The following is a 14,264-nucleotide window of genomic DNA, read 5'->3' as shown; positions in this document are numbered from 1 at the left end:
ATGCGCGTCAACCGGATCCTGCTCTCCTCCTCGCTGGTCGTCGTCGCCCTGGTGCTCCAGGTCAGCGTCCTCGCCCGGCTCCACCTTCCCGGCGCCGTCCCCGACCTGCTCCTGCTGACGGTCCTGGCCCTCGCCATGGTCTACGGCCATGTCGGCGGCGCCCTCGTCGGCTTCGGCGCCGGACTCCTCGCCGACCTCGCCCCGCCCGCCGACCACGCGGCCGGCCGTTACGCCCTGGTGCTGTGCGTCATCGGCTACCTCGCCGGGCTCATCAAGCCGGACAACGGCCGGCTGAAATCGGCGACCGGACCCATGGTCGTGGTCGCCGCCGCGGCGGTCGGCTCCACGCTGCTCTACGCCGGGGTCGGCGCCCTCGTCGGCGACACCGCCGCCCGCCATGTGGGCCTCGGCAGCCTGCTGTTCACGGCGCTGCTCTACGACCTGCTGCTCGCCCCCTTCGTGGTCCCCGGGATCATGGCCCTGGCGCGGCGCGCGGACAACGATCCGCTCGTCGAGACCAACTCCGCGGCGAAGGCCGACATCTCCACCGGCTGGCTCGCCGGCGGCACCGGACTGCGCATCGGCGGCCAGCGCGGCGGCCTCGGCGGTCTGAGGGTGAAGGCGGCGCGGGCGCGCACCGCCCGCGCCGGCCGCATCAAGGGGGTCAAGCGACTGTGAGGGCACGCGGGTTCGAGTTCACCCGAACGGGTTCGCCGAGGCGGAACGCGGCCTCACCGGCCGGCCGTTCATCATTCGTACGCGCACACACTCCGGCGCACTGAGAGGGGGCGGCAGCCGCAGTGACCAACATCCCCGAGACCGGGCGGACCCCACGGGTCCAGATCCGGCTCATCGTGATCCAGATCCTTGTCCTGTCCCTCCTCGGCACCCTCGGCGGGCGGCTGTGGTACCTCCAGATCCGGGAAGGCGACGAGTACGCCGAGGAGGCCTCCGGCAACCACGTCCAGCAGGTCGTCGACCCGGCGGTGCGCGGCTCGATCCTGGACGCCCGCGGCGTACCGCTGGCCGACAACGAGACCCGGCTGGTCGTCTCCGCCTCCCGCACCGAACTGCTGAAGATGAAGGACGACGGCAAGGGCGTCCTCACCAAGCTCGCCGGTGTCCTCGGGATGACGCCCAAGGAAGTGCGGGAGAAGGTCCGGCTGTGCGACGCCGAGACCCCCCAGCCCTGCTGGAACGGCTCGCCGTACCAGCCGATCCCCGTCACCGCCGAGGCGACCCCCCGGCAGGCCCTCCAGATCCGCGAGCGCGCCGAGGACTTCCCCGGCATCACCGCCGAACCGCAGGCCGTCCGCCGCTACCCCGGCCCCGGCGGCTCCAACACCGCCCAGGTCCTCGGCTATCTCTCCCCGGTCACCGACGAGGAGATCACCAAGGCGCAGAACACCGACTCGCCCTACCTCCGGTCCGACCAGGTCGGCCGCTCCGGCGTCGAGCGCCAGTACGACAAGGAGCTGCGCGGCAAGGCCGGCGTCACCCGCTACGAGGTCGACAAGCTCGGCCGGGTCATCGGCGAGGCCGAGGCCGACCCCGCCCAGCCCGGATCCAACCTCGTCACCAGCATCGACGCCCGCGTCCAGCGGGTCGCCGAGTACGAGCTGAACGAGGCGATGAAGGCGGCCCGCAAGGAGTGGGACCGCAACACCCAGGAGCGCTACAAGGCCGACGCGGGCGCGATCGTGGTGATGGAGGCCAAGACCGGCCGGGTCGTCGCCATGGCCTCCAACCCGACCTACGACCCGAACGCCTGGGTGGGCGGCATCTCCGCCAAGGACTACAAGCAGCTCACCGGCAAGGCGTCCAACTACCCGCTGCTGAACCGCGCCATACAGGGTCAGGCGGCACCCGGCTCCATCTTCAAGGTGGTCTCCACCGCCGCCGCGGTCCAGGCGGGCTACGACTTCGACGGCCGCTACAACTGCTCCAGCTCCTACTCCGTCGGCGGACAGGTCTTCAAGAACTTCGAGTCCCAGAACCACGGCCCGATCGACCTCGGCCGCGCCCTGGAGGTCTCCTGCGACACCGTCTACTACCAACTCGCGCACAGCGAGTGGAAGAAGGACGGCGGCATCAACCCCAAGGGCAAGCCGAAGGACTACTTCTACAAGGCCGCCCACCAGTTCGGTCTCGGCGCGGAGACCGGCATCGACCTGCCCAACGAGGTCACCGGCCGGGTCCCCGACCGCGAGTGGAAGCAGTCCTACTGGAAGGCCAACAAGGACGCCTGGTGCAAGACCGGCAAGAAGGACGGCGACTACGTCGAGAAGATCGCCTACGAGAACTGCCTCGAAGGCAACAAGATGCGCGCCGGTGACGAGATCAACTACTCCATCGGCCAGGGCGACACCCTGGTGACCCCGATCCAGATGGCCACCATCTACGCGGCCATCGCCAACGGCGGCACCCTCTACGACCCGACGGTCGGCAAGGCCATCGTCAGCGCCGACGGCAAGCAGGTCTCCGGGATCGAGCCCAAGGCGCACGGCAAGCTGCCGGTCAGCAAACAGACCCTGGCCCAGATGGACGAGGCCCTGGCCGGCGTCGCCACCCGCGGCACCGCCGCCTGGCGGTTCGAGGGCTGGCCGCAGGACGAGATCCCGATGCACGCCAAGACCGGTACCGCCGAGGTCTACGGCAAGCAGACGACGTCCTGGTTCGCCACGTACACCAAGGACTACGCCATCGTCATGACGATCTCCCAGGGCGGTACGGGCTCCGGCGCCTCCGGCCCCGCCGTCCGCAACGTCTACGACGCGCTGTACGGCGTCTCCGACGACGGCGCCATCAACAAGAAGAACGCGCTGCTGCCGACCCCGCAGAAGAACCTGCCCAAGATCCAGACCGACGGGTCGATCCTCTCCCCGAAGGTTGCCAAGGACCCGGCGAAGGACCAGCGGGCCAGCCAGGAGGGCGTCCCCGAGGGAGGCGTCCCCGGCGAGGACGGACAGGCGGCGACCGTGGGGGCACCCACGACGGAGAACCGTGAGACGCGTCGCCGGCGGCAGCGCCGACGCGGCCCGAGGAGGCTGACGTGACCGGCGCCAACAGCTTCCAGGTATCCGGGTACGGCCCCGAGCGGGCGGGCTGGACCCGGCTGTTCGCCCGGGACTCGCTCGCCCGCCGGCTGGACTGGCCGATACTGTTCGCGGCGCTCGCGCTGTCGCTGATCGGCTCGGTCCTGGTCTACTCCGCGACCCGCAACCGCACCGAGATCAACCAGGGCGACCCGTACTTCTTCCTGGTCCGGCACATCCTGAACACCGGCATCGGCCTCGCGCTGATGATCGGCACGGTCTGGCTCGGCCACCGCACCCTGCGCACCGCGGTACCGATCCTGTACGGCGCCTCGCTGTTCCTGATCCTGCTGGTGCTCACCCCGCTCGGCACCACGGTCAACGGCGCGCACTCCTGGATCGCGCTCGGCGCCGGCTTCTCGCTGCAGCCCTCGGAGTTCGTGAAGGTCACGATCATCCTCGGCATGGCGATGCTGCTCGCCGCCAGAGTCGACGCGGGCGACAAGCCCTATCCCGACCATCGCACGGTGCTCCAGGCGCTGGGGCTCGCCGCCGTGCCGATGCTGATCGTGATGCTGATGCCCGACCTCGGCTCGGTCATGGTGATGGTCGTCATCGTGCTGGGCGTGCTGCTCGCCTCCGGCGCCTCGAACCGCTGGGTGTTCGGCCTGCTGTCGGCCGGCGCGATCGGCGGGATCGCGGTGTGGCAGCTGCACATCCTGGACGACTACCAGATCGCCCGCTTCGCCGCCTTCGCCAACCCCAGCCTCGACCCGTCGGGCGTCGGCTACAACACCAACCAGGCCCGGATCGCCATCGGTTCCGGCGGACTGACCGGGTCCGGCCTCTTCAACGGCTCGCAGACCACCGGCCAGTTCGTGCCCGAGCAGCAGACCGACTTCGTCTTCACGGTCGCGGGGGAGGAGCTGGGCTTCGTCGGCGGCGGGCTCATCATCGTCCTGCTCGGCATCCTGATCTGGCGGGCCTGCCGCATCGCCCGCGAGACGACCGAGCTCTACGGCACCATCGTCGCGGCCGGGATCGTGGCCTGGTTCGCCTTCCAGTCCTTCGAGAACATCGGCATGACCCTCGGCATCATGCCGGTCACCGGTCTGCCGCTGCCCTTCGTGTCGTACGGCGGCTCGTCGATGTTCGCGGTGTGGGTGGCGGTCGGGCTGCTGCAGTCGATCCGGGTGCAACGCCCGATGTCCGCATAGCCGCTGGTCACCCCCCGTTTTCCCTGGGGTTGGACACCGGTGGCCCTGTTGTACCGCCATGACTCCGATTAGATTCGGGTCATGGCGGACACCAAGCGTGAGATCGAGCGAAAGTACGAGTCCGACGAGAGCGGTCTGCCCGACCTGACCGGCGTCGCCGGTGTCGCGGCCGTCATCGACAAGGGCGTCGCCCACCTGGACGCCACCTACTACGACACCGAGGACGAACGCCTCGCCGCGTCCTCCATCACGCTGCGCCGCCGCACCGGAGGAACCGACGCGGGCTGGCACCTGAAGTTCCCCGTCGCCCCCGGCGTCCGCGACGAGATCCAGGCGCCGCTGTCCGGCACCGTCCCCGGCAGCCTCACCGGCCTGGTCCGCTCCCGGGTCCGTGACACCGAACTGCTCCCCCTGGTCCGGCTCCGCTCCGACCGCGACCTCCGCCACCTCGTCGACGCCGACGGCCTGCTGCTCGCCGAGGTGAGCGTGGACGCCGTACGCGCCGAACGCCTCGGGACCGGGGCGAGCGCCCAGTGGACCGAGATCGAGGTCGAGCTCGCCGACGGCGGCGACCCCGCCCTCCTCGCCACGCTCGACAAGCGGCTGCGCAAGGCCGGGGTACGCCCCTCGGCAGCGGCCTCGAAGCTGGCCCGGGCCCTGGCGGAGACCGCCCCGAAGAAGAAGCGGCGCAAGGAGAAGACCTCCGAGGCACCCGTCACCGCGGGCGATCACGTCCTCGCCTATCTGCGCACCCAGCGGGACGCGATCGTCGCGCTCGACCCCGCCGTGCGCCGGGACGTCGAGGACTCCGTGCACAGCATGCGCGTCGCCACCCGCCGGATGCGCAGCACCTTCAAGTCCTTCCGCACGATCCTGGACCGGGACGTCACCGACCCGATCGCCGACGAGCTGAAGTGGCTGGCCGGCGAGCTGGGCGTGGACCGGGACCGGGAGGTGCTCACCGAACGCCTGTCGGCCGCTCTCGACGAGGTGCCCTCCGCGCTGGTCTACGGCCCGGTCGCCGAGCGGCTGAACCGCTGGGCGGGGGAGCGGCCGGGCGGGGCGAGCAGCCGGCTGATCGGGATCCTCGACTCCCGCCGCTACCTGGCCCTGCTCGACGCCCTGGACGGCGTGCTCAAGGATCCGCCGCTGCTGCAGGCGGCCGGGAAGAAGCCGGGCAAGGTCCTCGGCAAGGCGGTGCGGAAGGACTTCGGGAAGGTGTCCGCGCTCGTCGAGCAGGCCCTGGAACTCGACCCCGGCACCGACCGGGACACCGCCCTACACGACGCCCGCAAGAAGACCAAGCGCACCCGCTACGCGGCGGAGGCCGCCAAGCCCGTCCTGGGCGCCTCCGCGAAGTCCCTGATCAAGACCATGAAGGCGCTGCAGACCCTGCTCGGCGAACACCAGGACAGCGTCATGGCCCGCCAGACCCTGCGCGAGCTGTCCGCCGTCGCGCACGCGGGGGGAGAGAGCGCCTTCACCTACGGGCTGCTGTACGGGCGCGAGGAGCAACGGGCGGCGGCCGTGGAGGCCGAGCTGCCCGGGTTCTGGGCCGGGAACAAGGACGCTGCGGACGCCCTGTGAGCCTTCGGACGGACGGGGGGTGTCCACCGCCGCGTTAGGCTAGATGGTCACCCCTGTCCGTTCAGTCCAGCTCACGAAGGTACGCGACATGCCTGCCGAAGTCGCTGCGTCGGTGTTCCCGCAGCTCGAAGCCCTCCTCCCGCATGTGCAGAAGCCGATCCAGTACGTGGGCGGAGAGCTCAACTCCACGGTCAAGCCGTGGGAGAGCTGCGACGTCCGCTGGGCGCTCATGTACCCCGACGCCTACGAGGTCGGATTGCCCAACCAGGGCGTCATGATCCTCTACGAGGTCCTGAACGAACAGCAGGGCGTCCTCGCCGAGCGCACCTACAGCGTCTGGCCGGACCTGGAGGCCCTGATGCGGGAGCACGGCGTCCCGCAGTTCACGGTGGACAGCCACCGCCCGGTGCGCGACTTCGACGTGCTGGGCCTGAGCTTCTCCACCGAGCTCGGCTACACCAACATGCTCACCGCCCTCGACCTCGCCGGCATCCCGCTGGAGTCCAAGGACCGCACGGTCGACGACCCGATCGTGCTGGCCGGCGGCCACGCGGCCTTCAACCCCGAGCCGATCGCCGACTTCATCGACGCCGCGATCATCGGCGACGGCGAGCAGGCCGTGCTCGACATGACCCGGATCATCCGCGAGTGGAAGGCCGAGGGCCGCCCCGGCGGCCGCGAGGAGGTCCTCTTCCGGCTGGCGAAGACGGGCGGGGTGTACATCCCGGCCTTCTACGACGTGGAGTACCTGCCCGACGGCCGGATCGCGCGTGTCGTACCCAACAAGTCGGGTGTCCCGTGGCGGGTGTCCAAGCACACGGTGATGGACCTGGACGAGTGGCCCTACCCCAAGCAGCCGCTGGTGCCGCTGGCGGAGACGGTCCACGAGCGCATGTCGGTCGAGATCTTCCGGGGCTGCACCCGCGGCTGCCGCTTCTGTCAGGCGGGCATGATCACCCGCCCGGTGCGCGAGCGGTCGATCACCGGCATCGGCGAGATGGTCGAGAAGGGCCTGAAGGCGACCGGCTTCGAGGAGGTCGGCCTGCTGTCCCTGTCGTCCGCGGACCACTCCGAGATCGGCGACGTGGCCAAGGGCCTGGCGGACCGGTACGAGGCGGACAAGATCGGCCTGTCCCTCCCGTCCACCCGCGTGGACGCCTTCAACATCGACCTCGCGAACGAACTGACGCGCAACGGCCGCCGCTCCGGCCTGACCTTCGCCCCCGAGGGCGGCTCGGAGCGCATCCGCAAGGTCATCAACAAGATGGTCTCCGAGGACGACCTGATCAGGACGGTCGCGACGGCGTACGGCAACGGCTGGCGCCAGGTGAAGCTGTACTTCATGTGCGGCCTGCCCACGGAGACCGACGACGACGTCCTGCAGATCGCGGACATGGCGACGAAGGTGATCGCCAAGGGCCGCGAGGTGTCGGGGGCGAACGACATCCGCTGCACGGTCTCGATCGGCGGCTTCGTCCCCAAGCCCCACACCCCCTTCCAGTGGGCGCCGCAGCTCTCCGCCGAGGAGACGGACGCGCGCCTGGAGAAGCTCCGGGACAAGATCCGCGGCGACAAGAAGTACGGCCGCTCCATCGGCTTCCGCTACCACGACGGCAAGCCCGGCATCGTCGAGGGCCTGCTCTCGCGCGGTGACCGCAGGATCGGCGCGGTCATCCGCGCGGTCTACGACGACGGCGGCCGCTTCGACGGCTGGCGCGAGCACTTCTCCTACGACCGCTGGATGCGGTGCGCCGACAAGGCGCTGGCCCCCTTCGGCGTGGACGTCGACTGGTACACCACCCGCGAGAAGACGTACGAGGAAGTCCTCCCCTGGGACCACCTGGACTCGGGCCTCGACAAGGACTGGCTCTGGGAGGACTGGCAGGACGCCCTCGACGAGACGGAGGTCGAGGACTGCCGCTGGACGCCGTGCTTCGACTGCGGGGTGTGCCCGCAGATGGACACCCACATCCAGATCGGCCCCACGGGCAAGAAGCTGCTGCCCCTGGCGGTCAAGAACGCGGCGCCGACGCCTGGCGGGCACGCGCACTGAGGCAGGCGGCAGCGGCGGACGCGGGTGGGCGGGCGTCCCCTCTGCCGCTCGTCGGGGACTCGTGGAGCACCGGCGTTGTGACGGCATCGCAACCCACGGGGCGCATCCCCCTCGCGGGCCGTGGCGTCTTGGGCGGTATGGAGCCGCAGAAGTCACTGCCCGAGCCCCGGCAGCCGGAAGGCTGCCTCGTCGCGGCGATCCGCCTCCCGGTGCGGATCGTCGTGCTGGTGCTGGTCGTGCCCGTGCGCATGGTGTGGGACGCGCTGGTCGTCGCCGGGCGGTTCCTGACCGACACCGTGTTCCGGCCCGCGGGGCGGGCGCTGCTGTGGATCGGGCGGGCGCTGTTCGTGTGGCCCTTCGTGGGGCTGTGGCGGTACGCGCTGGTGCCGCTCGGGCGCGGGCTGGCCTGGCTCGGGAAGGTGCTCGTCGTCGTACCGCTCGTCTGGACGTACCGCTGGGTGCTGACCCCGGTCGGGCATGCGCTCGCCTGGGCCGGGCGGTGGATCTGGGCCGGGCTGGCATGGGTCTACGCGCGCGTGCTCACGCCGATCGGGCAGGGCTGCATGGGGGTGCTGCGGGGGATCGGCGCCGGGCTCGCCGCCCTCGGCATCGGGTTGTACACCGCGGTCGCCTGGCTGGTGCGGTACCTGCTCGTCGTGCCCGCGCTGTGGGTCTATCAGTGGGTGCTCACGCCGGTCGGGCACGCCTTCCTGTGGGTCGTGCGGGGGATCGGGCTCGCGCTGTACTGGATCACCCGGGTGCTGTTCGTGCTGCCCGCGCTGGCCCTGTGGCGCTGGGTGCTGGTGCCCGTCGGGCGGGTGCTCGCCGTGCTCGGGCGGGAGACCTGGGGCGCGCTCGGGCATGCCTGGCGGGTGGCCGGGCGGATCTCGTCGGCCGTCGGACGGTTCCTCGGGACCCTCTTCCGGTGGATCTTCGTGGAACCGGTGCGATGGGCCTACCGGACGGTTCTCACACCTGTCGGGCACGTCGTGCGGGACGCGGTGCTGCGGCCCTGTGCCGAGGCCGCGCGCGGTGCGGGGCGGATCGGCCGACAGGCGCTCGCCGCGGCGCGGGAGTCCGCGCGTCAGGCCCGTGCCGACATCCGGCGGATGGTGTTCGGGGAGCCCCGTGAGCGGGCCGCGGTGGCCCGGCGGGAACCTCTCGGCGCCGAGGCACGTACTCTTGGTAGGAGTACGACCGCTCTCACGAAGGACTAGGACACTGGGCAAGCGACAGCCCGAAGGCCCGCCGCCCGCACCTGCGGTGCAGCGCATCCGACTGCGCTACACCAAGCGCGGCCGCCTGAGGTTCACCAGCCACCGAGACTTCCAGCGCGCCTTCGAGCGTGCGCTGCGCCGTGCCGACGTACCGATGGCGTACTCGGCGGGGTTCACGCCGCATCCGAAGGTGTCGTACGCCAATGCCGCACCCACCGGCACGGGCAGTGAGGCGGAGTACCTGGAGATCGCGCTCACCGCGGCGCGGGACCCTGAGCAGCTCAGGCGGACGCTCGATGAATCGCTGCCCGCCGGGCTCGACGTCATCGACGCGGTCGAGGCCCGGACCTCCGGGCTCGCCGACCGGCTGACCGCTTCCGTGTGGGAGCTGCGGCTGGACGGCGTGGAGCCGGCCCAGGCCGAACAGGCCGTCGCCGCCTTCAAGGCCGCCGAGTCCGTCGAGGTCCAGCGCATGACCAAGAACGGCGTCCGGACCTTCGACGCCCGCCCCGCGGTCGCAGATCTTGAAACGCACAGTTCGACGGCTGATAGGCCGACCGACCAGCCCTGTGCGATACTGCGGCTGGTTGTTCGGCACGTGACGCCTGCCGTACGACCCGACGACGTCCTGTCCGGTCTCCGCGCCGTGGCCGACCTGGCGCCGCCGGTCCCCGCAGCGGTGACCAGGCTGGCGCAGGGGCTGTTCGATGCAGAGAGCGGCACGGTGACCGACCCGCTCGCGCCCGACCGCGAGGCGGCGGCGGCCCTAACGGCCGAATCCGCTGCCACCGCGAAGGCGTCGGCGTAAGGAAGGTCCCGCGAAGGGACGGACGTCGAAGCGCCGCCCTCGTACTCGGGAGCCACCTGGGTCGGGCAGCGCACCGACCACAAGACTTTCGCCAGGCCGTACGCATTCGGTGTACGGAACCGGCGAGACAGGACACAGAGAGCTCCCGTGCGGCGCCCGCGCCCCGGACGGCGGCAGTCGCGCACGACGCGAGCCGCGGACGTCACCGGCACACCGCCGGACCAGGCGCGGCGCCCGGGAGCCTGACGGGAGAAACGCCCGCATGCTCGAGCCGATCGAACCCACAGAGGGTTCCGAACCGAATACCCCCAGCGACACCCTGCCGCCGCGTCGTCGGCGCCGGGCCGCTTCCCGGCCGGCGGGTCCCCCCGTCGGCAAGGCGTCCGCCGGACCCGCGACCGAGGTCGAGAAGACCGAGGCCGAGGCCGAGGAGACCGTGGTCGCGGTGACTGCGGAGACCGCCGAGGCCGAGGCCCCGGCCGCCGTCGTCGAGGAGGCCCCCGCCGGCCGTACGCGTCGCCGTGTGGTGCGCCGGGCGTCCGCGCCCGCCGGGGCAGCCACGCCCGCCGAGGCGGCCGAGACCATCGTGCCCGCCACGAACTCCGCGGAGGAGCAGGCGCCCGCCACCGAGAGCGTGGAGACCGCCTCGTCCGCCGGTGCCGTCGAGGACGCCGCCCCGCGCCGCGCCCGCCGCCGTGCCACCCGCAAGGTGTCGGCCCCCGCCGGGGCGCCCGAGGCCGCGGAGGTCGTCGCCCCCGTGGAGGCCGCGCCGGTCGAGCAGGCCGTCGAGGTGCCGGCGGCCGAGGACGCCGAGCCGAAGCCCCGTACGCGTCGCCGTGCGACCCGCAAGGTGGCCGCGCCCGCCGAGGTCACCGAGCCCATCGCCGAGACCCCGGCCGAAGAGGTCCCGGTCGAGCAGGCCCCGGCCCCGGCCGAAGTGACCCCGGACGCGTCCGAGGACGTCGCCCCCCGTCGTACCCGCCGGCGTGCCACGCGTCGCGTGTCCGCGCCCGCCGGGGCGCCCGAGAACGTGGAGGCGCCCGTGACCACTGCCGAGGAGAGCGGGGCGGCCGAGGCCGTGACCCCCGCCGAGACCGTCGAAGCCGTCGAGACCGACCGGCCCGCCGAGGACGCCGCCCCGCGTCGCCGTCGCCGGGTCGCCCGCAAGGCCGCCACCGGGTTCTCCGAGCCCGCGCGGCCCGCCGTGGAGGAGGAGGCCGAGGAGGCCGACGCCCCGCGTCGTCCGGCGCGGCCCGCCGTCGCCGTCTTCCAGCCGCCCGTCTTCACCGAGCCGAGGTTCCAGACCCCCGAGCGCGCCGCCGCCGCGGCCGCCGCCGGGCCGTTGGACGAGCCCGAAGAGGTCGACGAGGTCGAAGAGGTCGAAGAGGCCGAGGAGCTCCCGGAGGAGCCGGTCGGCGCCCGTCGCCGTCGTCGCCGCCGGGGTGCGGCAGCCGACGAGGCGGAGACCCGTACCGCCGAGGCCCGGACCGCCGAGACGCGCGGCGCCGAGGCCCTCAGCGACGAGACCGTCGACGAGGAGGACGAGGAGGACGAGGCCGAGGACTCCGTCGACGGCGACGAGACCGAGGAGACCGGGTCGCGCCGCCGCCGTCGCCGGGGCGGCCGCCGCCGTCGCCGCGGTGAGTCCGCCGACTCCGACGAGGGCGGCGACTCCGCGGACGCCGACTCCGACGAGGCCGTCGCCGCGCAGGCCGCGCAGGACGCCGAGGACACCGCCGAGCAGGAGGAAGAGGACGCCGAGGACGGCGGTGACGACTCCGGTGGTTCGAGCTCCAGCAGCCGTCGCCGGCGCCGCCGTCGCCGTAGGGCCGGAGACGCCTCCCCCGAGGCCGAGCCGTCCGCCGACGACCCGGAGCGCACCGTCGTCAAGGTGCGCGAGCCGCGGGCCAAGGCCGAGCCGTCCGACGAGGTGCAGTCCATCAAGGGCTCGACCCGTCTGGAGGCCAAGAAGCAGCGCCGCCGGGAGGGCCGGGAGCAGGGCCGCCGGCGCGTCCCGATCATCACCGAGGCCGAGTTCCTGGCCCGCCGCGAGGCCGTCGAGCGCGTGATGGTCGTCCGCCAGCACGGCGACCGTACGCAGATCGGCGTCCTCGAGGACAACGTGCTCGTGGAGCACTACGTCAACAAGGAGCAGTCGACCTCGTACGTCGGCAACGTCTACCTGGGCAAGGTCCAGAACGTGCTCCCCTCGATGGAGGCCGCGTTCATCGACATCGGCAAGGGGCGCAACGCCGTCCTGTACGCCGGTGAGGTCAACTTCGAGGCGCTGGGCATGGCCAACGGGCCGCGGCGCATCGAGTCCGCGCTGAAGTCCGGCCAGTCCGTCCTCGTCCAGGTCACCAAGGACCCGATCGGGCACAAGGGCGCGCGTCTGACCAGCCAGGTCTCCCTGCCGGGCCGCTACCTCGTGTACGTCCCCGAGGGCTCCATGACCGGCATCAGCCGCAAGCTGCCCGACACCGAGCGGGCGCGGCTGAAGACCATCCTCAAGAAGATCGTCCCCGAGGACGCGGGCGTCATCGTGCGCACCGCCGCCGAGGGCGCGAGCGAGGACGAGCTGCGCCGTGACGTGGAGCGGCTGCAGGCGCAGTGGGAGGACATCCAGAAGAAGGCCAAGAGCGGCAACGCCCCGACGCTGCTCTACGGCGAGCCGGACATGACCGTCCGGGTCGTCCGGGACATCTTCAACGAGGACTTCTCCAAGGTCGTCGTCAGCGGCGACGAGGCGTGGTCGACCATCCACGGCTACGTCGCGCATGTCGCGCCCGACCTCGCCGAGCGGCTGCAGCGGTGGACCTCCGAGGTCGACGTCTTCGCCACCTACCGGATCGACGAGCAGCTCGCCAAGGCGCTGGACCGCAAGGTCTGGCTGCCCAGCGGCGGTTCGCTGGTGATCGACCGGACCGAGGCGATGGTCGTCGTCGATGTCAACACCGGCAAGTTCACCGGCCAGGGCGGCAACCTGGAGGAGACGGTCACCAGGAACAACCTGGAGGCGGCCGAGGAGATCGTGCGTCAGCTCCGGCTGCGCGACCTCGGCGGCATCATCGTGATCGACTTCATCGACATGGTGCTGGAGTCCAACCGGGACCTGGTGCTGCGGCGCCTGCTGGAGTGCCTGGGCCGGGACCGTACGAAGCACCAGGTCGCCGAGGTGACCTCGCTGGGGCTCGTCCAGATGACCCGCAAGCGGGTCGGCCAGGGTCTGCTGGAGTCGTTCTCCGAGACGTGCGTCCACTGCAACGGCCGCGGTGTCATCGTGCACATGGAGCAGCCGACCTCCGCCGGTGGCGGCGGCAAGCGCAAGAAGCGCGGGCGGGGCGGCGACGTGCACGAGCACGAGACCGCGGCGGCCGTCGAGCCGGTGGAGCCGGAGACGGAGAGCGCCGCCGAGGTGGCCGCCGAGGCCGCCGAGCCGGTCGCGCTCCCGGAGCCCGCCTTCGCGGTGGACGAGGAGCTGTACAGCAGCGTCGCCGAGGCGGAGGCCGCGGTCACCCGCGGCGGCCGCAGCCGGCGCCGGGCGAGCCGTCGTGCGTCGGCCCCGGCCGGTGCGCCGAAGGCGGAGGCGTTCGAGGCCGAGGCGCCCACCGCTCAGGACGTGACCGTCGAGGAGGAGGTCGAGCGTCCGGTGCAGCCGGAGTCGGCCGCCGAGGCGAAGGCCGCGCCCGCCGCCGTGGAGGACGCGGTCGTCGAGACCCCGGCCGCCCCGGCCGAGGAGGCCGCGCCCAAGGGCCGTACGCGTCGGCGTGCGACCCGTAAGGCGACCGCGCCCGCCGGTTCCCCCGCGGGGGCGGAGGCGGCCGTGGTGACCGTCAGCGAGACGGCGCCCGAGCCGAAGGCGGAGGAGGCCCCGGCCCCCGAGCCGGTGCCGGTCGCCGAGGCGCCCGCCGAGAGCGCCGCCCCGGCCCGTCCGCGCCGCCGTGCCGTCCGCAAGGCCACCGCGCCCACCGCGTCCGAGGAGGCGGCCGTCGTGGTCGTCCCCGCGGCGACGGAGACCGTGGCGGCCGAGCAGGCCCCGGCGGCTGAGGAGGAGCCCGCCCCGGCCAAGAAGACCGCGGCGCGCAAGACGGCGAAGAAGGCGACGGCCAAGAAGGCCGCCACCAAGAAGACCGCGGCCACGAAGACGGCGGCCAAGAAGACGACGGCCAAGAAGGCGGCCAAGACCGCCACGGCCGCCAAGAAGGCGACGTCGAAGAAGACCGCGGCGGCGGCGCAGCAGACGCCGCCCTCCGTCTCGGCCTCCACCGACGAGGACTGACCCCTCGGGGGTGGGGGGGGCGCGGGTACCGGCGCACCAACCCCGGGGCCGGGCCCGGTTTGGAGCGG

8 protein-coding genes are annotated in these 14,264 nt (G+C 72.2%); all 8 read left to right on the top strand.

Features of this window, described 5'->3' with window-relative positions:
- The 8 genes from mreD to ACWD11_RS30585 all read left to right on the top strand — a co-directional run bounded on the left by mreD (nucleotide 1) and on the right by ACWD11_RS30585 (nucleotide 14,196).
- On the top strand, nucleotides 1–678 hold the full coding sequence (gene mreD, locus ACWD11_RS30620; protein WP_389416042.1) for a rod shape-determining protein MreD: 678 nt from the start codon (nucleotides 1–3) through the stop codon (nucleotides 676–678).
- Between the two features lie 122 nt (nucleotides 679–800).
- On the top strand, nucleotides 801–3,056 hold the full coding sequence (gene mrdA, locus ACWD11_RS30615) for a penicillin-binding protein 2 (protein ID WP_451286868.1): 2,256 nt from the start codon (nucleotides 801–803) through the stop codon (nucleotides 3,054–3,056).
- Nucleotides 3,053–4,252: a rod shape-determining protein RodA gene (gene rodA, locus ACWD11_RS30610; protein WP_389416044.1), complete on the top strand. Its 1,200-nt coding sequence runs from the start codon at nucleotides 3,053–3,055 to the stop codon at nucleotides 4,250–4,252. The genes mrdA and rodA overlap by 4 nt, the downstream gene beginning before the upstream one ends.
- An 81-nt stretch (nucleotides 4,253–4,333) precedes the next feature.
- Nucleotides 4,334–5,839: a CYTH and CHAD domain-containing protein gene (locus ACWD11_RS30605; protein WP_451286866.1), complete on the top strand. Its 1,506-nt coding sequence runs from the start codon at nucleotides 4,334–4,336 to the stop codon at nucleotides 5,837–5,839.
- A gap of 88 nt (nucleotides 5,840–5,927) precedes the next feature.
- Entirely contained in the window at nucleotides 5,928–7,892 is a 1,965-nt protein-coding gene (locus tag ACWD11_RS30600; RefSeq protein WP_451286864.1) for a TIGR03960 family B12-binding radical SAM protein, read from the top strand.
- 137 nt (nucleotides 7,893–8,029) lie between these two features.
- Complete coding sequence (locus ACWD11_RS30595) at nucleotides 8,030–9,109, top strand: hypothetical protein (protein ID WP_451286862.1); 1,080 nt, start codon at nucleotides 8,030–8,032, stop codon at nucleotides 9,107–9,109.
- A gap of 46 nt (nucleotides 9,110–9,155) precedes the next feature.
- Nucleotides 9,156–9,917 (top strand): TIGR03936 family radical SAM-associated protein, encoded by a 762-nt coding sequence (locus ACWD11_RS30590; RefSeq protein WP_389416048.1) that lies wholly within the window; start codon nucleotides 9,156–9,158, stop codon nucleotides 9,915–9,917.
- Between the two features lie 262 nt (nucleotides 9,918–10,179).
- Complete coding sequence (locus ACWD11_RS30585; RefSeq protein WP_451286860.1) at nucleotides 10,180–14,196, top strand: Rne/Rng family ribonuclease; 4,017 nt, start codon at nucleotides 10,180–10,182, stop codon at nucleotides 14,194–14,196.
- The last annotated feature ends 68 nt before the right edge of the window (nucleotides 14,197–14,264 follow it).

The organism is Streptomyces sp. NPDC002776, from assembly GCF_053592195.1.
This window is presented reverse-complemented; position numbering and strand designations above follow the sequence as displayed.